Here is a 24,347-nt window from a genome sequence, read left to right on the forward strand (position 1 = left end):
AATCATTGAACTTGTGAGCGCAATTGTATTTCAATCTATGTAGTTGGACATTGAGGGGATTAGTTAGTAAATGTTGTGTTGAGTCTTGGAGGAGAGTGACTAAACCTTGGATGTAGTTGTAGAATTGTTGTGGAAAGTGACAGATGGCTTATTGCAGCTGCTGATTCAGCCCTTTTATTATATTTCTATTCTTTTTATTATGTTGTTGTATCGCCAACAGGTATTGATGGAACGGAAGTTATTCAGTGTAAGGCTGCATAGTTGGGGACTTCAAGCCTGGCGTACATTTATAGGGGGTCTAGCCGCAGGCATTGGTGTTTCATTAGTTATGGCTTTTCTAGGCATAACTTTAACAAGTGAAGCGATTATTTGTATCTGGGTTGTGACACTGGTGTTGTTGTTATTTCGTGTGAGATATTTCTGTTTTGCATATGCTATTGGTCTATTAGGAGTCCTACAGTTTATCGTGGATTTCTTTCCGAAATGGCAGCCTGGGTCATTCATGGGGACCATTGTTGGAACAGTCAGAGAGCTAGATATACCCGCTCTTCTAGTGTTGGTAGCTGTGTTACATTTGGCAGAGGCTATTCTGATAAAGAAACAAGGAGCTTCATTCGCCATGCCTCTGCTTGTGGAGAGTAAACGTGGGAAGTTAGTCGGAGGGTATCAGATGCAGGCTTTCTGGGCGCTTCCGCTATTCCTACTTATTCCAGCTCAGACGACGGGCAGTATCTTGCCTTGGACGCCACTACTAGGAGGCGATGGTTGGAGTGGTGGATTCAGTCTGTTAGCGCTCCCTGTTGTCATTGGATTTGGAGAAATGACACAGAGCTTGTTACCACAGCAGAAAGCAAACGTTACATTCAAGAGACTACTATTATACAGTGTAGTTCTTCTAGCACTCAGCTTGCTTTCTACTTGGTGGAGTCCACTTATGATTGTCGCTGCACTTGCCAGTGTATTGATACATGAAGGATTGGTCTGGTATAGTCGCTTGGAGGAACAGCAACGCAATGCGATGTTCGTGCATCCTTCTAAGGGACTACGTGTACTCTCTATCGTGCCTAATAGCCCGGCAGAAGAACTCGGTATTGTACCTGGAGAGACCTTATTGAAGGTAAATGGCATCATGATCCATAGCACAGAACAGTTACATAGCTGTTTACGTATGAATCCTGCATTTTGTAAGTTAGAAGTGCAGAACTTGGCAGGTGAGAGTAAGTATCTTCAACGTCCTATTTATGCCGGGGATCATCACCAGTTAGGTGTTATACTAGTGCCAGATCAGAATGTTAGTGTGACAGCTAGTATGAAACCGATTAGCATTTATCAAATTATCGGTATGAGACTCAATACAATTAAACGAACTTCTTTAAGTGACGATAGACCGTCTACTGAGATGGAAAATCAGGCAGCGATCGCGATAGCTGAATCAGCTGCAACAACGGATATGGATATACCCGATCCAGTTATACGTTATCCATGGGATAAGTAGCTAATTGAGTTTCCTTATTCTTATTTCACAGAGTTCGTGAGATATAGAATCGCAATTTGTGTTCGATCACGTAGCTGTGTCTTGCTTAAGATGTCCGTGATATAATTCTTTACCGTACCTTCGCTCAGGAAACATTTCTGGGCGATTTCTTTATTTGATAGACCTTCTGAAATATGACGAACTATCGTCTGTTCCATAGGGGTTAGTCCGTATAGTTCCAACTTATGGGCACAGGAAGTTTCAGAGCTCTGCATGGTAGAAGGAGCCACAGGACGAAGGAAGGTTGTGAGCTTGCGAGCGATATCTGGATGGATCAAGATATCACCATCGTGTACTGTTTTGATTCCATGAATGATGCGATCGGGAGGAATGTTCTTAAGTAAGTACCCACTTGCTCCATTCTGCAACGCTTGAATAATAAACTCGTCATCATCGAAGGTCGTCAGCATAAGCACGCGAGTATTAGGGAATTGCTCCTTAACACGTTTGGTTCCTTCTACACCGTCACATACAGGCATTCGAATGTCCATGAGCACGACGTCGACCTGTAACCCCGATTGCATTAACTCTACGGCATCCGCACCATGCGCTGCACAACCCACGACCGCGATTTCAGCATCCATGGCCATCAATACTTTTAGACTTTCACGTATGAATTCATCATCATCCACAATCAGTAAAGAAATCAATTTGAAATCCCCCTTGTTCTATATGTTCGTGTTCAAAAAGTCGGATTTTCAGCACTAAAGTGCATGCTTACGATGATGATTGGATGAAGCAAGGGAGTGAGGAGCGAAAGCTACACGTTTTCGGAGAAAACGACTTCGGAAACATAAGCTGGCAGTACCTACGTGAGCACCTGAAATGTTTCCGAAGGAAACATACTTCGGAAGCTTACGCTAGGACCGGCTGAATTCAATATTCGATGCGAAAATAAGCTCCTTGACATACTTCGTGATCAAAAGATGACTTTTTGAACAACCTCTATACTACTTCGTTCTTATTGTACACTGGGAGCGTGGTTACAATAGTAAATGGATACTCCCACTGAATATACATATGTCCTCCAACTAGCTTAACGCGTTCTTCCATGCCACTTAACCCCATGCCTTGTTGTCTCGTATTAGTACACGAAAGCGGAGATATTTCGCCAGTATTACTTACAGCCATACATACCTCCCCATTTCCAAAAGTGAGGATAACTTCCACGGATGTAGCGTTACCATGTCGTAGAGCATTCGTAATCGCTTCTTTGGCATTTTTGAATAATACAATCTGCAAGCTCGGATACAACAGGATTGGGATGCCTTTGACCTTAAGATTGGTGTGAATTCCTGTCGCACGTCCTGTTTCCTCAAGTAATCGATCGATGGCGTATTCTTCCGTTAAAGAAGTGGCAGGACGCATCTTTTTCACAGTATTACGCATATCATCCATGCTTCCTGACAGCTGGTCTCGAATCTGGTTCATTAAGTCCATCCCGTGAGGATAATTAGAAGGCATGATCTGGATGGCTGCCTCCATCATCATTTTGACTCGAATGAGACGATGACCAATATGATCATGAAGGTGTCGAGCTATTCGCTCACGTTCGCCCGATTGCGCAGTGGCTTCCACTTGATGAGTAAACTCTATTAGCCGTTTACGTGTTTCATCTAGTTCGTAATGATCCTTACGGAGCTCGTCGTAGAGACGGATGACATCTTCATGACTATTTTTAGAGTACTGAAGTAACGATAACAAAACCGCAGTTAGAATAAATGTGGAATTGATGCAAATAATCCATAAAGCTTGCTCGTGTTGAAAGGAGACATTAAGAAGTATTAAATGGATACTTAACATGAGCCAACGGGTCCCACGATGAAGTAAGAAAACATAGACGAATAGTGAGGAGAGAGAGATAAAGAACATCAAATAACCATAGGTGTGACAGAGCCAGACAGAGAAGATGATGTCTATACATAACAATAGCTTTTTGGCGGAGAGCTTATGTATGAATCGATCTAATACAACAAGGAACATATAGAGTAGTAGAGTTACAATAAATTGACCATAATTGTCATAACGGTATATGTAGATGGAGCTAAAGCTGGCAATGAAGATGAAGCCATAGCGAAGAATATTTAGAAAAGAGAACAAGATACACAACATCCTTTATGGGATAAAATGGGGCAATATGGCTTCATTATAGCATAGGACTAGAATGCTGAAGGAGATGACTTTCGTCACCTATACCTTATGACCTTTAGTACCTCTCAAATTTGCTGAACTTCAGTACAATAGGGAACAAGAAGCATAGAGGGAGCGATGAATATGGCATTTGTGGAAATAAAGGATGTAGTGAAACGATACGGTACTAACATATCCGTTGATCATTTAAATCTAAGTATTCATGAAGGCGAAATATTTGGTCTGTTAGGTCCGAATGGTGCAGGGAAGAGTACAACAATCAATATGATGAGTGGATTAATGAAATTAGACCATGGCAGTATTTCTGTAGATGGGATATCGGTGAACGATAGACCACTCGAAGTGAAGAAGCGTATAGGCCTTGTGCCGCAAGAACTAGCTCTATATGAGACGATGCCTGCGGCGGACAATGTGACCTTCTTCGCCAAGTTATATGGACTGAGAGGTAAGCTGTTGAAGGAGCGAGTGGAGGAGGCATTAGAGTTCGTCGGACTACAAGATCGTGCTAAAGAAATGCCGGCGACATTCTCTGGTGGGATGAAAAGAAGGCTGAACATTGCGTGTGCAATCATGCATCACCCGAAGTTAATCATTATGGATGAACCCACAGTAGGTATTGATCCGCAATCGCGGAATCACATCCTTGAATCCGTTCGTACTTTGAATAAAATGGGCTCAACCATTATCTATACAAGTCATTACATGGAAGAAGTAGCTGCCATCAGCGACCGAGTCGCCATTATGGATCAGGGACACGTGATTGCATGTGGTACGCAACAGGAACTCCGTGAGCGAGTAGCGAGTACGGAGAAGATTGTGATTAAGGCAACCCAGATTACAGAAGCGGTTATCGATGAGTTGGAGCTTCATCCAAGAATTTCTAGAGTTTCGTCCAATGAAGATGTAATTGAGCTGTATGTGGCTTCTTCCCAGCAGGAACTGCAAGACATCCTATTCATTTGTGCCAAGCACAATGTCATTTTACAGTCACTAGCTTGTGAAGAGCCTGATCTTGAGTCTCTTTTTCTAAATCTAACAGGTCGAAAGCTACGTGATTAGGGGGCGGAAGTAGATGAACGTTTGGATGATTGCGTGGTTTGAACTTAGGAGAATGTTTCGAGCACGTACAGTACTTATTAATCTTTTTGTGTTGCCATTACTATTGATCTTTATACTAGGTACGGCTCTTTCAACCTTTTTCAATGCAGATGATAAGATTCACGATCTTGATCCTGTGAAGGTTGCGATGGTAGAAAGTGTTGGGAATAAAGGGGCTGTGAGTTCTCAGTTAAATACCTACCTACAAAGTCCAGATATTGTGAAAATGATTATTATGCAAGATGTGCCTACGACCGAAGAAGCAGAGAAGCTGTTGCGGTCGCAAAAGGTGGATTATGTCGTTACGGTTCCTGTCGATTTCGATCATCAAGTGATGACCGGAAAGGAAGCGAAGCTCGAGCTTATGCTCGGAAGTAACAGAACGGCTAATATGGTCGCAGGAACGGTATTTGATAGCTTTCTAGATGAAATCAATCACGGGCAATCGGTTGCAATTGTCGTGGGTTCGATGGGGTTAAAGCAAGAAGTGGCTGTTAGTTCGGGTTCACCTAGTGATGCCCATTCATATGTCTCAGTAGGTAAGTTGAATGATGCAGCAACTTCATATTCTGCGGCGCAATATTTTGCAGTGGCGATGTTGATAATGTTCCTGTTATATTCGGGTGGCACGGCCAGTGATAGTCTATTGAATGAGAGGGAGAATCACACATTATACCGCCTACAGTCTATGCCCATATCACATATTCAGATATTAGTAGGTAAGATGATCGGAAGTAGTATTGTAGCTATAGCTCAGACGCTTGTTATTATTACGGTCTCCTATGTACTATACGGAACAAATTGGGGTCAACAGCCAGTGTTGTTAGCAGTGACTTGCATGTTATTGATATTCGCATCCATGATGATCGCAGCAATCGTATCCTTGATGTCTAAATCGAGTTCCGGTGCCAGTAACTTCATGCAGGTTTTAATCGTGGCCATGACGTTTTTTAGTGGAGGATTTCTACCTATTCCAGTTGGATTTATTCAGAACATCGGAGAGTTTACGTTGAATCATTGGGGAATGAAGAGTATTCTGCAAATCATGTTACATGGGAATATATCTGAGATCATCTCAAGTATCGGTATGTTGGCAGGTATCTGTGCTGCTCTTTTAGCAGTTACAGCTATTGTTTATCGAAAGGTGGGATATCATGCATAGCTTAACGATTGCTTTGAATATGGTCAGAAGAATTATTGGAACCCGAAAAGGCATTATAACTTTTATCATTCTACCTTGTGTTGTAGTCACGGCTACGATAGCGTTAATGGGTCAGAATAGTAATGCTAAGGTGAATATCCCTTACGTGAATCAAGATACAGGTCCAGCAGGGCAACATATTATCGAAGAATTATCTAGAAATGATAATTATGAGCTGAAACCATTGAATGGTGAGGAAGAACTTAGGGACGCTATTTTAGATAAAAAAGGAACACTGGGGATATTGATTCCTTCTGGATTCAGTGAACAATTACTTCAAGGTAATGTGCAAGATATCCGCATGTATGAACTAATGGCTGGTGAAGCCGGGATTATGATCAAAATGAATATGAATAGTATCGTTGGAAGAATGGTACGAACGACCGAGAGACTAAGCGTAATGAATCTAGACACGGGTGTTCAATTTGATGTCTTTAGCAAGAGTCTGCAAGAAGTGAGTAAACATCTTATTGCGTCACAGAAAACAGATTATAACCTGTATGCTAAGAATGGACTTACGAATGTGACTGGATTTACAATCATGTTCATGATGGGATTGGTAACGAGTATCGTTCGGATGATATTAGATGATCGCCGAAATAAAACCATGGCACGTATATATAGTGCACCTGTGAGGTCTTACCAAATCGCAATGGGTCATATGATGGGAAGCTTCTTTGTGGGGATCCTACAAATCAGTATTATTCTGATCTTGAGTCGTTGGGTATTGGGATATGAGTATAATATTCCGTTCCTTACACACTTCCTGATCTTGGGTTCCTTCATGTTGGTGGCCATGGGTATTGCCAGCACCGTGGCTGGATTAGTACGCAATCCTAATAATGCCAGCATGCTTAATAACATGATTATTACGCCAACTTGTATGATAGGGGGGTGCTTCTGGCCAATATCCTTCATGCCGGATTACATGCAAAAAGCAGCTAATTTCGTTCCGCAGAAGTGGGTGATAGAATCCGTTGAGAGAATAGCCTCGGGGGGACAATTGACGGATATCTGGCTACCTTTGTCCATCTTAGGGCTGATGGCAGTCATACTGCTCGCGATTGGATCAGTGATTCTTAGGCCTAGCGATACGGGGGTTGGGGTGTAAGGTAACTTTAGTAAAGACAAAAAAAGAACAGCCTTTCATGGCTGTTCTTTTTTGTCTTTACTACTCTTGTAACTGACGAAGTACGATAATCTCCACACGACGATTACTCTGACGGCCCGGAGTTGTTGTGTTATCTCCTACAGGACGTGTATCAGCGTAGCCAGCGTATTGGAATCCATCAGGACTAAGGTTCTCATGTTCAAGGAAGAAACGAAGAATTGATAGGGCTCGTGCCCCGGACAATTCCCAGTTATCTTGATATTTAGAAGCGCTCGTGATGGGTAGATTATCCGTGTGACCTTCGATACTAACAGTTGTACCTAGATTCTTGAAAAGGCTTGCGAGCTTAGCTAATACAGGACTAGAAGCGGGCTTTAGGTCGGCTCTACCCACATCGAATACGAACTGGTCGCTAAGCGTAATGGATATTCCTTGGGGTTTATCTGCAACGAAAATTTGATCATCCAATTTATTATCAGATACATATTTCGAGATAACCGACATCAAACCTTGTAACTCTTGCTCTTGCTGCCGGAAGGCTAGTTCACGTTCAGTTAATGCATGAGGTTCTTGTACCTGTACCTCTTGAGTAGGCTCTATTTCCGTATTAGGTGGTGTCGTGGTAGTATCAGGATTCTTATATTCATCGGCAGTACCTGTTATTCCAGAACCTTCTTCTAGAATAGAATCACCAGATTTGAATGTGAGTTGAAGAGATTGTGTAACTTCTTCATATTTGCCCTTATCAAGGGTGCTCATAGCATACATGACGACGAAGAAAATAAGCAGTAGCGTAATTAAATCCGCATATGTAATGAGCCAACGATCTCGATTGCTATTCTCAGCCTGACTTCCTCGACGTCGAGATTGGCTTCTAGTCTGCTGTCTCATCAAGAACCCCCTTCTTCATGGAAGAGGAATGAGTCGAATCCTTTGCCTTCATCGTCTCGTAAGAAATCTTTTTGCGAACGATTTGAGGGTGTTCTCCGTTCTGAATCGCAAGAATACCTTGAAGAAGAAGCTCCATATTCTGAATTTCATCAGCACTTCGCGATTTAATTTTGGAAGCAATGGGCAAAAAGATAAGATTAGCACTAGCGACTCCGTAAAGTGTAGCGATAAAGGCGACAGCAATGGAAGGGCCCAATTCAGTTGGATCGGATAAACTACTAAGTACATGAATAAGACCCATGACGGTACCTATAATCCCCATAGTAGGTGCATAACCACCAGCAGACTCGAATATTTTGGCATAACCATCATGTTTCATTTCTGCGCGATCTAATTCAATCTCCATAATTTGTCTGACAAGAGTAGGCTCTGTGCCATCTACAACCATTTGCATACCTTCGCTAAGGAATTCATTCGGGTGATGTTGTGCTCTTTGCTCAAGAGCGAGTACACCATTTCGTCGTGCAGTAGTCGCCATATGGACAATATCCTCGACTAATTCTTCCATATCATTCTCTGGTCGAACAAACGCATAACGTATTGCTTGGGGAATCGTCTTCAGCCTTGCAGCTGGATAACTAATCACAACAGCGGCAATGGTTCCACCGAATACGATAAGTGCTGCAGTCTGCTGAAATAAGCCTGAAATTTGTCCACCTTCCCAGAGAAATCCTCCGATAAGTGCGGCAAGACCGGCTAATATACCTAATATTGTAACGATATCCATTGTCGTGAACCTCTCCGATCTAATTGTTAGGATTTGCATACACTATCTGATCCGAGTATAATAATGGGAACAGATATTCTTATAAAGATGAATATTCCTTGTATTATATATCGGGGATTATCGACATATTCTTTAACTATTTTAGATGATAAGGGTGGTATTGGGCAATGAGTGATATTGTGATTAGTAACAAGCAGTTCGAGCTTGAATCGGAATACTCTCCGCAAGGCGATCAGCCCACAGCCATAAAGGAATTGGTAGAGGGGATTAGGAATGGTAAGAAAGAGCAAACATTGCTAGGTGCAACAGGTACCGGCAAGACATTTACCATTGCTCAAATGATCAATAAGGTAAACCGCCCAACGCTTGTGATTGCACATAACAAGACTTTGGCTGCTCAGCTTGCGGCTGAGTTTAAGGAGTTCTTCCCTAATAACTCGGTTGATTATTTCGTGAGTTATTACGATTACTTTCAGCCTGAAGCCTATATTCCTTCTACCGATACGTACATTGAGAAGGATTCAAGCATAAATGAAGAAATTGATAAGCTTCGACATTCAGCGACAAGTTCATTGTTCGAGCGTCGTGATGTGATCATTGTAGCGAGTGTCTCGTGTATCTATGGTTTGGGATCACCTCGTGAGTATTCAGATTTACTGCTCTCGTTACGTGTAGGGATGGAGAAGTCACGTCAAGAGATTCTGAGTCGACTCGTCGATATCCAATATCAACGTAATGATCTCAATTTTGTACGCGGTACTTTTCGTGTACGGGGTGATGTGATCGAGATCTTCCCGGCTTCCAAAGGGGAGCAAGCGCTTCGAGTTGAATTATTCGGTGATGAGATTGAGAGAATTACGGAGATAGATGTGCTGACGGGGGAATTGGTTGGCGAGCGGGATCATATTGCTATATTCCCAGCATCTCACTTTGTAACGAAAGAAGAGACAATGAAGATTGCCCTCGTTAATATTGAACGCGAGCTTGAAGAACGGTTGACAGAACTGAAGTCGGAAGGGAAGCTACTAGAAGCTCAGCGACTGGAGCAACGCACGCGATATGATATTGAGATGATGAATGAAGTAGGATTCTGTTCTGGAATTGAGAACTATTCAGGTCCACTAACATTCCGCGAACCAGGAGCTACTCCCTATACATTAATGGATTACTTCCCAGAAGATATGTTGGTCGTTATTGATGAGTCGCATGTCACATTACCTCAGATTCGAGGCATGTATAACGGTGACCGTGCGCGTAAGACGATGCTTGTGGAGCACGGGTTCCGATTACCATCGGCTTTAGACAATCGTCCGTTAAGATTCGAGGAGTTCGAGGGAAAGGTTAACCAGATTGTATATGTGTCGGCGACACCGGGACCTTATGAGCTTGAACACTGTGAGACGATGGTGCAACAGATCATTCGTCCAACAGGTCTTTTGGATCCCATTATTGAAGTTCGACCAACGAAGGGGCAGATCGATAACCTGATCGAGGAGATCAGACTTCGAATAGAACGTGATGAACGAGTTCTGGTAACGACACTAACGAAGAAGATGTCTGAAGATCTAACGGACTACTTGAAGGAGATTGGTATCAAGGTAAGGTATCTTCACTCCGATATCAAGACGTTGGAACGGTTGGCTATTCTTCGAGATTTACGCCTAGGTACTTTTCATGTATTGGTGGGAATCAACTTATTAAGAGAGGGTCTAGATCTACCGGAGGTATCTCTTGTCGCGATTCTGGATGCTGATAAAGAAGGATTCCTTCGTTCGGAGAGATCGCTAATCCAGACAAGTGGTCGAGCCGCACGTAATTCCGAAGGGTATGTCATTATGTATGGGGATAAGATTACGGATTCCATGCGTAAGGCCATTGATGAGACGTCACGTCGACGAACGATTCAGATTGCTCATAATGAGCAGCATGGCATTACACCTCAGACGATAGTTAAGAGAGTACGAGATGTGATTGAAGCTACGAAGGTAGCTGATTCTAAAGCGGATTATCTCACAGGAAATGTGTCGAAGATGTCGAAGAAGGACCGTCAATCGGTTATTCAGCGGCTTGAAATAGAGATGAAAGAAGCGGCAAAGAACTTGCAGTTCGAAAGAGCGGCAGAGCTGCGTGATGCTTTACTAGAACTGAGAGCGGAGTAAATATAAATAGAAGTTGAATGATCGAATCATGATCGTTCTCTTTTCAAAAGTGTAAGATTATAAGGAGATGATACCCGTTGGCAAGTGAGAACATTATTATAAAGGGCGCCAGAGCCCATAATCTGAAGAATATAGATATTACGATTCCGAGGAATCGTTTTGTCGTGTTGACAGGACTAAGTGGTTCAGGTAAGTCATCTTTGGCGTTCGACACGATCTATGCAGAAGGCCAACGGCGGTATGTAGAATCTCTTTCTGCTTACGCACGTCAATTTCTAGGTCAGATGGAGAAACCTGATGTGGATTCTATTGAAGGTCTGTCGCCAGCTATCTCTATCGATCAGAAGACGACTAGCCGTAATCCTCGCTCTACCGTGGGAACGGTGACAGAAATTTATGACTATTTGCGCCTGTTATTTGCACGTGTGGGACATCCTCACTGTCCTACTCACGGTATTGAGATTACATCACAGACGGTGGAGCAAATGGTTGACCGGATTATGCAATATCCTGAGAAGACGAGGTTACAACTTTTAGCCCCTGTCATTTCTGGACGAAAAGGCGAGCATAAGACACTATTCACGGATATCAGTAAGCAAGGTTTTGTTCGCGTGCGGGTGAATGGAGAACTTCGAGATTTGTCGGAGGATATTGAACTTGAGAAGAATAAGAAGCACACGATAGAAGTCGTTGTTGACCGCATTGTTATCAAGGATGATGTGGAGTCGAGGCTAGCGGATTCCATTGAGACTGCTTTGAAGCTATCAGGGGGACAATTGTTAGTAGACCTTATGGGCGAGGAAGAACTACGATTCAGTTCGAACTTTGCATGTCCCATTTGTGGATTCAGTATGGAAGAGTTATCACCAAGGATGTTCTCGTTCAATAGTCCTTTTGGAGCTTGCACGGGGTGTGATGGTCTCGGGGTTAAGATGATTGTCGATAAGGACTTACTGATTCCAGATATGAGTAAATCGATTGAAGATGGTGCTTTCTTAGCTTGGACAGGAAGTACGTCCAACTATTATCCGCAGTTCCTGAAATCGGTGTGTGAACATTTCAACATCCCACAGGATGTACCGGTTAGTGAACTGAAGCCAGATCAGCTGGACAAGTTATTGCATGGAACAGGAGAACAAAAGGTTCGCTTCAAATATGAGAATGACTTTGGACATCGCAAAGAAGCCCTCGTGATATTTGAAGGAATCATCCCGAATCTGGAACGTCGATACCGCGAGACTGCTTCAGAAGGCATTCGTGAATTCATTGAAGGATTCATGAGCGCTAAGCCATGTGAGGTATGTAAGGGTCACCGATTGAAGAAAGAGATATTAGCTGTGACGGTAAATAGTCATAATATAGCAGATGTGACCAGTCTTTCGATTGGGGATGCCATGAAGCTGTTTAATAGTCTAGTGTTGAGCGAAAAAGAGACTGCGATTGCTACGATGATCTTGAAGGAGATTGATAGCAGACTTGGGTTTCTAGTCAACGTAGGGTTAGATTATTTGTCCTTGAGTCGTTCAGCAGGGACTCTATCAGGTGGTGAAGCGCAGCGCATTCGTCTAGCGACTCAGATTGGGTCCAGCTTGATGGGGGTTCTCTATATTCTGGATGAACCAAGTATTGGTTTGCACCAACGAGATAACGATCGGTTGATATCAACGCTTGTGCATATGAGAGACTTAGGAAATACACTTATTGTGGTTGAGCATGACGAAGATACGATGATGGCAGCAGATCATATTATAGATATTGGACCAGGTGCGGGAATTCATGGGGGACAAGTGATTGCCCAAGGTACACCGCAAGAAATTATGGACCATCCACACTCGTTAACAGGACAGTATCTTAGTGGACGTAAATTCATTCCAGTGAACACGAATCGTCGTAAGCCGGAAGACCGCTGGTTGGAAATTAAGGGTGCTAAAGAGAATAATCTGAAGAACCTTAACGTGAAGATCCCCCTAGGTGTATTCACTGCTGTAACGGGTGTGTCTGGTTCGGGTAAGTCCACACTTATCAACGAGATTCTGTATAAGAAACTTGCCCGGGAATTAAACCGAGCTGTCAAAGTACGCCCTGGACAGCATAAGGAGATCAAGGGATTAGAACATCTTGAGAAAGTAATTGATATTGACCAATCACCGATTGGGCGTACACCGCGGTCTAACCCGGCTACCTATACGGGCGTATTTGATGACGTTCGTGATATTTATGCCCAGACCAATGAAGCGAAGATGCGTGGCTATAAGAAGGGGCGATTCAGCTTTAATGTGAAGGGCGGGCGTTGCGAAGCGTGTCGTGGGGATGGAATTATTAAGATAGAGATGCACTTTCTACCGGATGTGTATGTTCCTTGTGAGATATGTAAGGGCAACCGGTATAACCGTGAAACCTTGGAAGTTAAATATAAGAACAAGAGCATTGCAGAAGTGTTAGATATGACGATTGAGGATGCTACCGAATTCTTTAAGAATATCCCTCGTATTCACCGCAAGTTGCAGACGATACTTGATGTAGGACTTGGCTATGTGAAGATGGGGCAACCGGCAACGACACTTTCAGGTGGTGAGGCACAGCGGGTGAAGCTTGCGTCTGAACTTTACCGTCGAAGTACCGGTAAGACGTTGTACATTCTTGATGAACCAACGACGGGTCTTCATGTAGATGACATCGATCGATTATTGATCGTACTCCATCGCTTAGTTGACTCCGGAGAGACAGTCCTTGTCATTGAACACAATCTTGATGTCATTAAGACAGCTGATTATCTGATTGATTTAGGACCAGAAGGTGGTAGCGGTGGGGGTACGATTCTAGCTACGGGCACACCGGAACAGCTTGTGAAGGTAGAGGGATCATACACGGGCAAGTATTTGAAACCTGTCCTTGAACGTGATACAGCGCGTAGTAAGGCTATGGAAGTTCATAGCTAATTATAAATATTCACCATTCAATAGGTATAGTTTGTACAACCAGAAGAACGCCATAGGAATATGGCGTTCTTCTGGTTGTGCTTTGCGTAACTTTTGGTGGATGGTGGTAGAAGGGAGAAATTTGACCGAATGTATTTTGTGCAATTGTTCGCGGTTGATGTTTGATATTTGTTTGTTAAATGAGTAAGTATGTAAATTAAACACATTGTTGTTGCTCACAATTGTGGTGTTCTCAATACTACGGAGGTCAATGAATTGAAGTTAAACAATGAGTAAAGTCATATAGAAAGAGTTAGAATCCTTGTTTTAAAGAATATTTCGTGACAAATTTGATTTTTTTCAGAATCGGGGCTTGCATAAGATAGATCGGCAGGATAACATATAAATATAGGTAAAAATTGACGTGATGTTTCATAGAGGGAGGTACAATGTATGTTGTTGGCAGAGGGTGCTGAGGCTGTATCCAAATTCCATACGTTCGATATTTTTATGATTTTATTTACAATCCTAATTTTAATCGGGGTCGTGCGTTTGATAACACAGCCTGTAAAGAATCTATTCGCTATCGGGTTTGGGGTAGTTAGTTTATTGGTCTTCCTATACTCTGATTATGCGATGGTATTAGGATGGATCGGTTAGGGTCATAAGAATACTTAGAAAAAAGTAACGCCCACCAAGACACCTTACTGCGGATGCAGGACAAAGGCGTCTTTTTTTGTAATGTTCAATATCTGACGAAATTGCCGAACAAATATAGGACTTCTAGCAATTGTTCAGGCTGAAATAGTATGATACATTTGGGCTATTCCTAGCTTAAATGAATATGATGTAATAGCATCTTAGAGAGAAGATTTTATGGGAGATAAAGAGAGCGTTTAAAATGAGAGGGTTAGGTGAGGAAAGAATGAATAGGGTGGGGAAAAATGGTGCTATTGCGCTGTTATGTAGCCTTATGCTGCTCAGTGGTATGGGCACTGCCCAGGCACAACAAAAGGGGACAACCCAGAGTGCGAAGCAAAGTGCCGTCAAGGTATCGAACAAGGTAAGTACAGATCTGGTTCCACAAATCGTAAAGGAAGTATCCCCATCGGTCGTTGGAATTATTGGTAAGGGCGATGTCAGTCAGGTGAATGCTAATTCAGATCGATATAATCTAATGCATGGAACAGGTGTGATTATTCGTTCTAATGGATGGATTGTGACGAACGCTCATGTCGTTAAGGGCTTGAAGAATGCTACGGTAGTCACAACGGATGGCAAGAGTTACAAAGTAAAAGAGATTTTTATGGATGAGACAAGCGATCTTGCACTTGTGAAGATTACAGCCAATGCGCTAATACCGGTGAAGTTTGCTAAATCTATTCAGGATACAGAAGTTGGGGAAAAGGTGATCGCACTCGGGACTCCGATCTCGTTCTCATTACGTAATTCGGCAACAGTAGGCGTTGTGAGTGGTCTCAATCGAGGGGTAAATGCTTCGTACCGATTGATCCAGAGTGATACTGCGATCAATCCTGGGAACAGTGGTGGACCGTTAGTGAATATGAAGGGCGAAGTATTGGGGATTAATACGATGAAATTCGCCGCCGTTGGGGTTGAGAATATGGGGTTCTCCATTCCTGCCGATACGGTACAATATGTGATTAATCAATTGATGAAGTACGGTGAAGTGAAACGTCCAAGCCTTGGTTTGTCGCTAGAGGAGAGTTGGTCCGCCATTGTGGGTCTCCCTTCAGACGATCCTTTGATGGTTACTAAAGTCCTTTCTCAAGAAGCGGAGAAAGCTGGCATACATGAGGATGATGTACTCTACAGTATCAATGGGACAGCGGTAACTTCTATAGTGGATATTAACGAATTATTCAAGGCGTATTTACCCGGTCAGACCGTTAAACTCTTAATGCAGAGCGATGGGGACATCGTTATCCGTAAGTTAGTACTGAGTCGTCAAGGTCTTCTAATCCCTGATGAGGAAAGCGAGGCTTACGAACTATGATAGATGGGATAGGATATATGAGAACAAAGAATACGTTACTTCGTCACTTGGCGTGTATCACAATATGTTTGGTAATGTTTCTTACAGTTACAATTCCAGCGTCTGCGGCTAGTGAGAATACATTAGAATTGAAGCTCAAAGTAGGGAGTACGGTCGCGGTCGTTAATGGACAACAGGTGGCTATTACTAAACCTTATATAGATCATTTGACGACGATGGTTCCATTAGGTGTGTTTAAAAAGGCTTTTGAAAGTCAAGTTCGTCTGGAGAAATCTCACCAAGTGAAGGTGACTTATGGGGTACATACGTTAAACATGACCATCGACAGCCATTTGGCTTGGGTGGATGGGAAAAAGGTGAAGTTAGATGTAGCGCCTACAATGAAATCAGATACATTAATGGTTCCACTACGGTTTGTAGCTCAGGGTATAGGAGCTAAGATCAGCACGGGTTCTGTTGGAGAGACTGTGGTTACGTTAGTATCCGCGGATGATAAGGTAGTAGAAGATGACACGAATATCGATAGTGATGTAGGAAAGACGAAGATCGGTAACAGTTACTACAATTGGTCGATGAACTACCCTACTGGTCTAATTATCGGAGAAGGTGGGGGTTATGAGAGCATTGCATCTTTCAACGATGCAGAGGAAACGTATTACATCGAAGTTCACGCCAATAAACAAGAGGTGGAACTTCAAGCGGATGCCATCTTACAAAAGTTAGTTGAAGATGCTAAGGATGCTGGTGAAATCGTATTGGATCGTGAATCTTATCCCGCAGCAACTATTCCCTATGCTCGTGTCGTGACAAAGGATACGGATGGGACGATCTGGGAAAATCGTGGGTATTATGACCATGAACAGTTATACGAAATATATTTTGCAGATTATAATGCCGTTAATTATAAAGATGTAAATAAATATTCTGCTCTTTTAAATTCATTTAGAACAAATTTCAATAAGCAAGACAAAGCCATAAAAGACTTGTCCAGCGTAGTAAATGGTATGCGAAACGTCTATAACGGAGATTTCGGTATTTCCCTTGATGTACCTGCTGGATGGGATATGGATAATGAGAATATGTATTACGAAAGTGAAGAAGGAAGTTATCTTAAGCTAAATGTGACGTCAGCTCCTAAAGGTTCAAGCTTAGAATTATGGAGTGGGCAAATGAAGAAATGGCTAGGAGAATCTTTTGTTAACGAATCGTACAAGGTTGTGGGTACGTACCCGATCATCATATCAGGCAGTGAGGGACTCGTTAACGAAGTTCAATATAATTACGGTGACGGATGGACAACCGAATATGAGGTAATGATAGAGAAGGACGGATTCCGCTATTATGCAGAGTATGGGGTGCCGGAGGATCAGAAGGAGGATTTGCTCCAATTCAAGGCTATCATGAAGTCCATCGATATTGAGTATGAAGTTGTCTCGGAGACATTTGGAAGAATGGAAGAAGACGCGTACCTCGTTGATAAATCAAAGGTCATTACGAAGTCCTCGAAGGCTTATAAGTATAAATTGAATATTCCACAGTTCTGGACATCTATTAAGGATCGATTCGAGAGTTCCCCGATAGAGTACCAATATACAGGTGGACGCTTTATGATAACAACTGAGCCAGATACTTCTGTCGAAGAGGCGGTTAGTCAGTTAAGAGCATATTATAATGAGGCTACGAAGAAGTCGAAAGATTTGATCATTCGTAGTATTGAGAACACCACATTTGCGGGAGTAAATGCAACGGTGTTTAAGCTACATCAGGTTAGGGATGGAATTCCATATGAGGGTGTCCAAATTCTATTTAGTAATAATGGTATCACCTATACGGTGACAACAGCATTGAATGATGCGAATGCTACACAGGTACAGAAGGATGCACTAGAGAGGGTTCTGAAATCTTTTGCGTTCACGAAGCTGAATTAATAGGTATGAAGGAGCAGCCTTACGGGTTGCTCTTTCTTTTGAAAAGAATGGGAACGGTAGAAGGTTAGTGTGATATTTGGTACAATAGATAAGTTAAAGATATAATAGCTGTTAATATGTTGTAGTTGAAGGTCATTTCATCATGATCAGAATTATATATGATGGATTGTCAAGGCAAGTGCGACAGAGCTTGACAATCCATCATAAATGAAGAAGTTAACTGGCGATATGGCTAGTTTAGGAGGATATAGATGCAGAATCAGGGGATACAAAGAGGCGACGTTGAGTTACTAGCGCCAGCCGGTGATTGGGATTGTATGAGAGCAGCGGTAGCCAATGGAGCGGATGCAGTCTTTTTCGGAGTGGAGAAGTTTAATGCACGTGCACGTGCAAATAATTTCCGTATGGAAGAACTACCGGAGATTATGGCGTTTCTTCACAGTTATGGGGTTAAGGGATTTCTAACGTTTAATATTCTAGTATTTGAGAATGAGTTAGCAGATGCTAAGGAACTTATAGAAGCTTGTGTGGATGCAGGTGTAGATGCCACGATTGTGCAAGATTTAGGCCTTGTGAAGATGATTCGTGAGATATCACCCGATTTCCCGATTCATGGATCAACACAGATGACGATTACGTCACCAGAAGCAGTTGAGTTTACGAAGCCTTGGGACCTTGAACGTGTTGTATTGGGCCGAGAGAATAATCTGAAGCAGATTAAAAAGATTGGTGAGCAAGCGAAACTACCGATGGAAGTATTCGTGCATGGAGCACTTTGTGTTTCCTATTCTGGACAGTGTCTAACTTCGGAAGTATGGGGAGGACGTTCGGCGAACCGTGGGGAATGTGCACAAGCTTGTCGTCTGCCGTATGACTTGATGGTAGATGGCGTTCAGAAACCAATGGGAGATATCTCTTACTTGTTATCACCTAAAGATTTGGCTGCTATTGATATCATGCCAGAGTTGATTGAAGCGGGCGTGACTTCTTTCAAAATAGAAGGACGGCTAAAGACACCAGAATATGTGGCTAACGTGATTAGTAAGTACCGTAAAGCGATTGATCGTTACTTCGAAGGTGATTCTACGCCACCAAGTAAGGAAGAAATACGTGAGCTTGCTCAAAGTTTCTCGCGCGGTCTTACACACGGCTTCTTAGATGGAACAAACAATAAGAAGCTAGTGGAAGGAACGTATCCTAAGAGCCGCGGGGTATATCTTGGTAAAGTGGAACAAATCCTTCGTGATGGCGTAGTCTGCCGAATTGATGCACCACTGAAGCGGGGCGACGGGATTGTGTTCGACGCTGGAGATCCAACGAAGAAGGAAGAGGGCGGACGGGTCTATGATATCCGCCGTAAAGGCGTGAAGATCGAGGGCGAAGCTGGAGAAGGTTGGGTTATCGATATCGTAGCTGGACGTAACGACGTTAATCTACAGAGATTAAATGTCGGAGACCGTATTTGGAAGACGAATGACCCTGCACTCGACAAGCGTTTGCGTCAGACGTACGAGACAGAGAAACCGTACAGAGTATTCCCGGTTGAAGTGAAGGTTGTAGGTCATGTAGGTGGATTGCTCACGACATGGTGGACAGATGTACAGAAGGGGACGATCGTTCAAGTCGATTCCGAGATGGAATTGGAAACGGCGCAGAAGCGTCCGATGGACTATGCTCTGCTGGAAGAACAATTCGGACGCCTAGGCGGGACTGTATTCCAGCTTGAGAAGCTCGATGTCGAGCTGCAAGGCGACGTCATCGTACCTATGCGTGAGCTGAACAGCATCCGCCGCCGTGCGGTGGAATTGCTCGCTGGCGAGCGTCCAAAGCCGCCCGTATATGTGAAACGGGCGGTCGAGGTTTACGGCGATGCGGCGCGTAGTGCATCGACGCCTGTAGCGCGCGACGAAGCGGAGCTCACGGCGCTATGCCGCAGCCTGCCACAGGTGCAGGCTGCTCTCGAAGCAGGCGTTGGGATGATCTACGCCGACTTCGAGTTCATTAAGCAGTTCCCGGCAGCTGTAGAAGCTGTTCGTGCTGCAGGTAAGAAGATTGCGCTAGCTACGCCGCGTATTCACATGCCTGGCGAGAATGGCTACCACAATAACATTTTACGCTTACAGCCGGATGCTGTACTGGTGCGTAACACTGGAGCGCTATACTTCTATCTGCGCTACCGTCAGGAACATCCGGATGCGGTACATCCGCAACTTATTGGCGACTTCTCATTGAACATCGCCAATCATAAAGCGGCTGACCTGTTCATCGAAGCTGGGTGTGATATCATCACACCATCCTACGATCTGAACATTCAGCAAATGGTAGACATGCTTGGGCGTGCTAACACGTCTAAGATGGAGATCGTTATCCATCAGCATATGCCGATGTTCCACACGGAGCACTGTGTGTATTGTACCTTCCTAAGTGAAGGTACAGACTTCACGAACTGTGGACGTCCATGCGAAGATCATAGCGTATCGCTACAAGACAGAATTGGGATGTCTCATCCTGTTCGTGTAGATGAAGGTTGCCGCAATACAGTCTACAATGCTGTTGAGCAATCTGGTGCTGAATATCTAGATAACTTCATGGAGCTTGGCGTAGCGAACTATCGCATCGAGTTTCTTGAAGAGACACCAGAGCAAGTGCATGAAGTCATTGACCTCTATAAGCGGGCACTCCGCGGAGAGATCAGCGGGTCGCAAGTATGGCGTACGCTGAAAGCAACCAATCAGCTTGGTGTAACGCGAGGGCAGTTGGTTAAGTAGTTGATCGTTCATAGGACGGTAACAATATAAATAGGACAGTTTACCGAGGTTCATCCGCGGGAGGCTGTCTTTTTTTTGCATTCCTGTAACACAAATGTGAGACTATCGAATCTTGTATTTTTTTGTTACAATTATTGAAAAGTAAATGGAAAATAAATTCTTTTAAAAAATGCTAGACTAGGAGACTCAAGTACATGAAAATCCGTAAAGCTATAATTCCTGCAGCCGGCTTAGGTACCAGGTTCCTACCTGCGACGAAAGCGATGCCGAAGGAAATGCTACCGATCGTAGATAAGCCCACGATTCAATATATTGTTGAAGAAGCAGTAGCCTCTGGAATTGAAGATATCATCATTGTCACAGGGAAAGGGAAGCGTGCGATAGAGGATCACTTTGATTATTCGTTTGAACTGGAGCACAATCTTGAATCTAAGGAAAAGTGGGATCTACTCAGTGAAGTTCGCAAATCCTCAGAAATGGCAGATATCCACTATATTCGTCAGAAGGAACCGAAAGGATTGGGACATGCTATCTGGTGTGCCCGAAAGTTTATTGGTAATGAACCTTTTGCTGTCTTGCTTGGGGATGATATTGTAGAATCGGATCAACCCTGCCTTAAACAAATGATAGATGTATACGAACAATACCAATCTTCTGTTGTAGGGGTGCAAACTGTTCCATGGCATGAAGTGTCTAGGTACGGGATTGTGGATGGTGTCTCCATAGAAGAACGGGTATACCAAGCAAATCGGTTAGTAGAAAAACCAAGTGAAGAGAATGCGCCTTCGAATCTAGCAATTATGGGGCGCTATATTCTAACACCACATATATTTGACTTACTCGGTGAACAACATACTGGTGTGAACGGTGAAATTCAGTTGACAGACGCTATTTCCAGACTAGGCGAGTTAGAGAGAATTCTGGCATATGACTTCGAGGGAAAAAGGCATGATGTAGGGGAGAAGTTAGGTTATATTGAGACGACGATTCATTATGCATTACAACATCATGAGTTAAGAGAAAAACTACTTCAATATATGAAACAAACGATTCATGAGATTGAACATTCATTGGTTTAACTATCTATACGTAAAAAGAAGATCTCATTGGGCATCGTCTTCGTGATTCATATAAGAAAACGGGTAGCATCCTATGATCAGGATGCTACCCGTTTCTATTCAATCAGTATGATATTTAAAATTTCATTTGTACGAGAGAGTCAACTTGCTGTTTCTCCGTTGGATCAAGCTGGATTAGACGATCAAGAACGACTTGATCCGTTGTACCCTGTTTCATCAGAGAAGCAACATACCATCGTGCAATTTCACGGTTAACGGGGTCACTTAAGTCTTCCAGTAGTCCAATTTTCAGTGTTTCAGCTGACTTTTCTGGTTGATTAAGTAGATAATGCATCTTACCTGTGTTTAGAATCATTGCAGGGGTATTAGCGAATGCACGTCCAGCAAATTGTCCCTCGGGCAGTGTAGCCAGATGTACAAGTCCAGCTTGTATCTTATTGAATGCTTCAATACCTGCATTGAAATATTTATCTCTAGAAGCGATATCCTTCTTGCCTAGGGCATCGGTACCGAGTTCATACCCTTGTGAGATAATCCGTTCATACCATTCTATATCCCAGTTGAAGTTCTCCGAATTCGTTACTAATAAGTCGAAGGCTTGTGCTTGTTCGCCTTTTAATGAATGGAACTTGATTAAGTGGTTGATCATACTCTTGTTAAAGGGTTCATCATTACGTGCCTCAACAATCATATTATATCCAGCAAGATAGAAATCCTCATTCTGTGTCTGCGAGTAGACTTGTTGATAGAGAGAAGATAGCAGAAGTGTCGAATCTGGTTGACTCTTACGGATGCTAAGGTCTTTATCGAGTGGTGCCTTAATTTCCTCGAAAGATGTACTAGTCTGGACCAATTTCCTTGCCTCAAGTCCAGCGTCGCTTGCCTGAACATATCGGATGGAAGTAATTAGGACCACAACGGCACCTATTCCGACTACTATGCTATATAGAGCACTAACGCCACTCCCGCGTAAGCGGAGTCGTTGGAAACGTAGTGGCTTACTTTCCATAACAGCGGCCATACCTCCAAGACCAAGATATACGAGAATACCTATGAATACATAACTCATATTGAAGTCTAAGATACTATGCAACAGAATAGACAAGGTTAGAATAAGATACAAGAAATGAGATTCGCGCTCTTCTTCATTTTCTCTTATGTAACCACGAATATATTTATAGAATATAAAGATCAAGAATGACATAAATACGATAAATCCAAGAATGCCGACCTCTACCAAATATTGAAGGAAGAAGTTATGGGCTTGCCGGCTGGTATACGGGTTATTCTGATATTTCTCATAGAGTACAGCCCAAGCGCCACCACCTGCTCCCATGACAGGATAATCTTTAACTACTTTCATAGCATCTTTATAAAAGGTTAACCGTTCGAGTACACTATGCTGCTGGAAGTTGATATTCTCTAGACGTGTGCTGACATTGTCAGGGAGAATATTACGGGCACTGGTTCCGATGAAGAGAAATGCTAGTAATCCAACCACAACAACGGATCCTACTGGAATCCATAGGCTAGCCATTTTACGGTTGGACCAAAATGCAAGACCTCGTTCTAGACGAGAAACAATAAACTTCTGAATAACCCATGTTAGTAGCGCTACAATAGCGGATGTAATAAGTAAATATCCCCATCCCTTAACCGCCGTTCCACCATCATACGTCGTATTCAATTGTAATCCGAGATCGGTCACTGTCTTAGAAATGGCTAAGGAAGCAACCCCAGATATACCGATGTACACCACCCAGAGAATTTGTTTAGCAGGCTTCAAGAATAATAGTAGAAGAACAAACACCACGGGAAGCATAACCAATCCTCCACGTGAAAGCGTCAAGAGAATAGATAGGATAATTGGAACTAACATGAATGCGTGTATGACTTGTCCATACCATTTACGTGATTTAATGAGAGAAAACACTGCAGCGAACAAGAAAGCCATTAGAAATGCTGCGTATGTATTAGCATATTGGAATACCGACGTCAGACGTAGTCCGTTAGAGTCGGACATGACCGCATGAGTATATATATCATTCATCATCCCATTAGAGAACCATACGACTAACTTCCCTGCGAATTTCCCTTGCCCGAACCAATTCAGAAGTCCAAAACCTACGATAATATACGAGATAGCCATAATTGCAGTCTGAATAACTCTATTTGCAAACTTATCCCTTAGTAGGAATAAACCAACAATGAACATCACAGCATAAGAAGACTGAATAATGACCATATTCATTGCCATTGAATGAGAGGCGGCACCAAAGAGTGCGAGTATATATGTAATAGGTAGTAATAATACCCACACAGCAAGCCAATCTCTTTGATCTTCTAATTTGATCTTCTTATAGTAGTTGGCAACCCACACTAATAGAATGATAGCTGCCATAGCCGTAGCCCAGAATAATGGTTTCTCGAATTCAAGCATCTGTCCATTGAACAACGCTACTTGAAATGGTGACCATGCTAAATATAGAATGATAGAGGCTAATAACACCCAGGATAATACTGGTGCTTTTGCGACGTCACTCGACCTTTTGGCCTGTGTACCGTATACTTGTTTAGACAAAGTTTTCATTCTCCTTTATGTGTAGATATGACATCATTTTACCATATAGTACATATCAATTATAGGTTAAGTCCGAATTTGTTATTTGAGTAAAAGTAGAATTACTAGAATTATGGTATTAGGT

General features: G+C 42.9%; 16 protein-coding genes. 11 read left to right on the forward strand and 5 right to left on the reverse strand.

Annotation, left to right across the window (positions count from 1 at the left end; translation table 11 throughout):
* Positions 1-106 precede the first annotated feature (106 nt).
* Positions 107-1,495, forward strand: a complete 1,389-nt coding sequence (locus PGLA_RS10990) for a PDZ domain-containing protein (RefSeq protein ID WP_068532478.1) — start codon at positions 107-109, stop codon at positions 1,493-1,495.
* Between the two features lie 20 nt (positions 1,496-1,515).
* Here PGLA_RS10990 and PGLA_RS10995 read toward each other — a convergent pair whose 3' ends face one another.
* Both PGLA_RS10995 and PGLA_RS11000 read right to left on the reverse strand, forming a co-directional pair.
* A complete protein-coding gene (locus PGLA_RS10995; RefSeq protein WP_068532480.1) occupies positions 1,516-2,184 on the reverse strand; it encodes a response regulator transcription factor in 669 nt (222 codons plus the stop codon).
* Between the two features lie 295 nt (positions 2,185-2,479).
* Positions 2,480-3,634, reverse strand: a complete 1,155-nt coding sequence (locus tag PGLA_RS11000) for a sensor histidine kinase (protein WP_161487872.1) — start codon at positions 3,632-3,634, stop codon at positions 2,480-2,482.
* A gap of 174 nt (positions 3,635-3,808) precedes the next feature.
* On the opposite strand from PGLA_RS11000, the gene PGLA_RS11005 reads away from it, so the two are divergent.
* The 3 genes from PGLA_RS11005 to PGLA_RS11015 are packed head-to-tail and all read left to right on the forward strand — an operon-like array spanning position 3,809 to position 7,095.
* A complete protein-coding gene (locus PGLA_RS11005; RefSeq protein ID WP_068532482.1) occupies positions 3,809-4,744 on the forward strand; it encodes an ABC transporter ATP-binding protein in 936 nt (311 codons plus the stop codon).
* A gap of 13 nt (positions 4,745-4,757) precedes the next feature.
* Positions 4,758-5,945 carry an ABC transporter permease gene (locus tag PGLA_RS11010; RefSeq protein WP_068532484.1) on the forward strand — a complete coding sequence of 396 codons (1,188 nt, stop codon included), beginning with the start codon at positions 4,758-4,760 and terminating at the stop codon, positions 5,943-5,945.
* Positions 5,938-7,095, forward strand: a complete 1,158-nt coding sequence (locus PGLA_RS11015; RefSeq protein ID WP_068532486.1) for an ABC transporter permease — start codon at positions 5,938-5,940, stop codon at positions 7,093-7,095. Before PGLA_RS11010 ends, PGLA_RS11015 begins: the two co-directional genes overlap by 8 nt.
* Before the next feature lie 60 nt (positions 7,096-7,155).
* On the opposite strand, the gene PGLA_RS11020 is transcribed toward PGLA_RS11015, so the two are convergent.
* Entirely contained in the window at positions 7,156-7,986 is an 831-nt protein-coding gene (locus PGLA_RS11020; protein ID WP_068532488.1) for an OmpA/MotB family protein, read from the reverse strand.
* Positions 7,970-8,773, reverse strand: a complete 804-nt coding sequence (locus PGLA_RS11025; protein WP_068532490.1) for a flagellar motor protein — start codon at positions 8,771-8,773, stop codon at positions 7,970-7,972. The genes PGLA_RS11020 and PGLA_RS11025 overlap by 17 nt, the downstream gene beginning before the upstream one ends.
* Positions 8,774-8,940: 167 nt before the next feature.
* On the opposite strand from PGLA_RS11025, the gene uvrB reads away from it, so the two are divergent.
* The 7 genes from uvrB (at position 8,941) to galU (ending at position 21,642) form a co-directional block, all read left to right on the forward strand.
* Positions 8,941-10,932 carry an excinuclease ABC subunit UvrB gene (gene uvrB, locus PGLA_RS11030; RefSeq protein WP_068532492.1) on the forward strand — a complete coding sequence of 664 codons (1,992 nt, stop codon included), beginning with the start codon at positions 8,941-8,943 and terminating at the stop codon, positions 10,930-10,932.
* A 77-nt stretch (positions 10,933-11,009) separates the two neighbouring features.
* Complete coding sequence (gene uvrA / locus PGLA_RS11035; protein ID WP_068532494.1) at positions 11,010-13,871, forward strand: excinuclease ABC subunit UvrA; 2,862 nt, start codon at positions 11,010-11,012, stop codon at positions 13,869-13,871.
* Between the two features lie 432 nt (positions 13,872-14,303).
* Positions 14,304-14,510, forward strand: a complete 207-nt coding sequence (locus PGLA_RS11040) for a DUF2759 family protein (RefSeq protein ID WP_068532496.1) — start codon at positions 14,304-14,306, stop codon at positions 14,508-14,510.
* A gap of 265 nt (positions 14,511-14,775) precedes the next feature.
* A complete protein-coding gene (locus PGLA_RS11045; RefSeq protein ID WP_084410961.1) occupies positions 14,776-15,867 on the forward strand; it encodes a S1C family serine protease in 1,092 nt (363 codons plus the stop codon).
* 17 nt (positions 15,868-15,884) lie between these two features.
* On the forward strand, positions 15,885-17,795 hold the full coding sequence (locus PGLA_RS11050) for a stalk domain-containing protein (RefSeq protein WP_145939538.1): 1,911 nt from the start codon (positions 15,885-15,887) through the stop codon (positions 17,793-17,795).
* A gap of 251 nt (positions 17,796-18,046) precedes the next feature.
* Positions 18,047-20,563, forward strand: a complete 2,517-nt coding sequence (locus PGLA_RS11055; protein ID WP_068532502.1) for a U32 family peptidase — start codon at positions 18,047-18,049, stop codon at positions 20,561-20,563.
* 194 nt (positions 20,564-20,757) lie between these two features.
* On the forward strand, positions 20,758-21,642 hold the full coding sequence (galU, locus tag PGLA_RS11060; RefSeq protein WP_068532504.1) for a UTP--glucose-1-phosphate uridylyltransferase GalU: 885 nt from the start codon (positions 20,758-20,760) through the stop codon (positions 21,640-21,642).
* A 115-nt stretch (positions 21,643-21,757) separates the two neighbouring features.
* On the opposite strand, the gene PGLA_RS11065 is transcribed toward galU, so the two are convergent.
* Positions 21,758-24,223: an O-antigen ligase family protein gene (locus PGLA_RS11065; protein WP_068532505.1), complete on the reverse strand. Its 2,466-nt coding sequence runs from the start codon at positions 24,221-24,223 to the stop codon at positions 21,758-21,760.
* Positions 24,224-24,347: the final 124 nt, after the last annotated feature.

The sequence above is a fragment of the Paenibacillus glacialis genome, assembly GCF_001637205.1.
In the GTDB taxonomy this organism is placed as follows: Bacteria; Bacillota; Bacilli; order Paenibacillales; family Paenibacillaceae; genus Paenibacillus_AQ; species Paenibacillus_AQ glacialis.

What these genes read in the sequence shown, in the direction of transcription:
- PGLA_RS11010 (WP_068532484.1), top strand. Translation starts at nt 4,758, where the DNA reads ATGAACGTTTGGATGATTGCGTGGTTTGAACTTAGGAGAATGTTTCGA.
- uvrB (WP_068532492.1), top strand. Translation starts at nt 8,941, where the DNA reads ATGAGTGATATTGTGATTAGTAACAAGCAGTTCGAGCTTGAATCGGAA.
- PGLA_RS11055 (WP_068532502.1), top strand. Translation starts at nt 18,047, where the DNA reads ATGCAGAATCAGGGGATACAAAGAGGCGACGTTGAGTTACTAGCGCCA.
- PGLA_RS11040 (WP_068532496.1), top strand. Translation starts at nt 14,304, where the DNA reads ATGTTGTTGGCAGAGGGTGCTGAGGCTGTATCCAAATTCCATACGTTC.
- PGLA_RS11025 (WP_068532490.1), bottom strand. Translation starts at nt 8,773, where the DNA reads ATGGATATCGTTACAATATTAGGTATATTAGCCGGTCTTGCCGCACTT.
- PGLA_RS11005 (WP_068532482.1), top strand. Translation starts at nt 3,809, where the DNA reads ATGGCATTTGTGGAAATAAAGGATGTAGTGAAACGATACGGTACTAAC.
- PGLA_RS11045 (WP_084410961.1), top strand. Translation starts at nt 14,776, where the DNA reads ATGAATAGGGTGGGGAAAAATGGTGCTATTGCGCTGTTATGTAGCCTT.
- galU (WP_068532504.1), top strand. Translation starts at nt 20,758, where the DNA reads ATGAAAATCCGTAAAGCTATAATTCCTGCAGCCGGCTTAGGTACCAGG.
- PGLA_RS11050 (WP_145939538.1), top strand. Translation starts at nt 15,885, where the DNA reads ATGAGAACAAAGAATACGTTACTTCGTCACTTGGCGTGTATCACAATA.
- PGLA_RS11020 (WP_068532488.1), bottom strand. Translation starts at nt 7,986, where the DNA reads ATGAGACAGCAGACTAGAAGCCAATCTCGACGTCGAGGAAGTCAGGCT.
- PGLA_RS11015 (WP_068532486.1), top strand. Translation starts at nt 5,938, where the DNA reads ATGCATAGCTTAACGATTGCTTTGAATATGGTCAGAAGAATTATTGGA.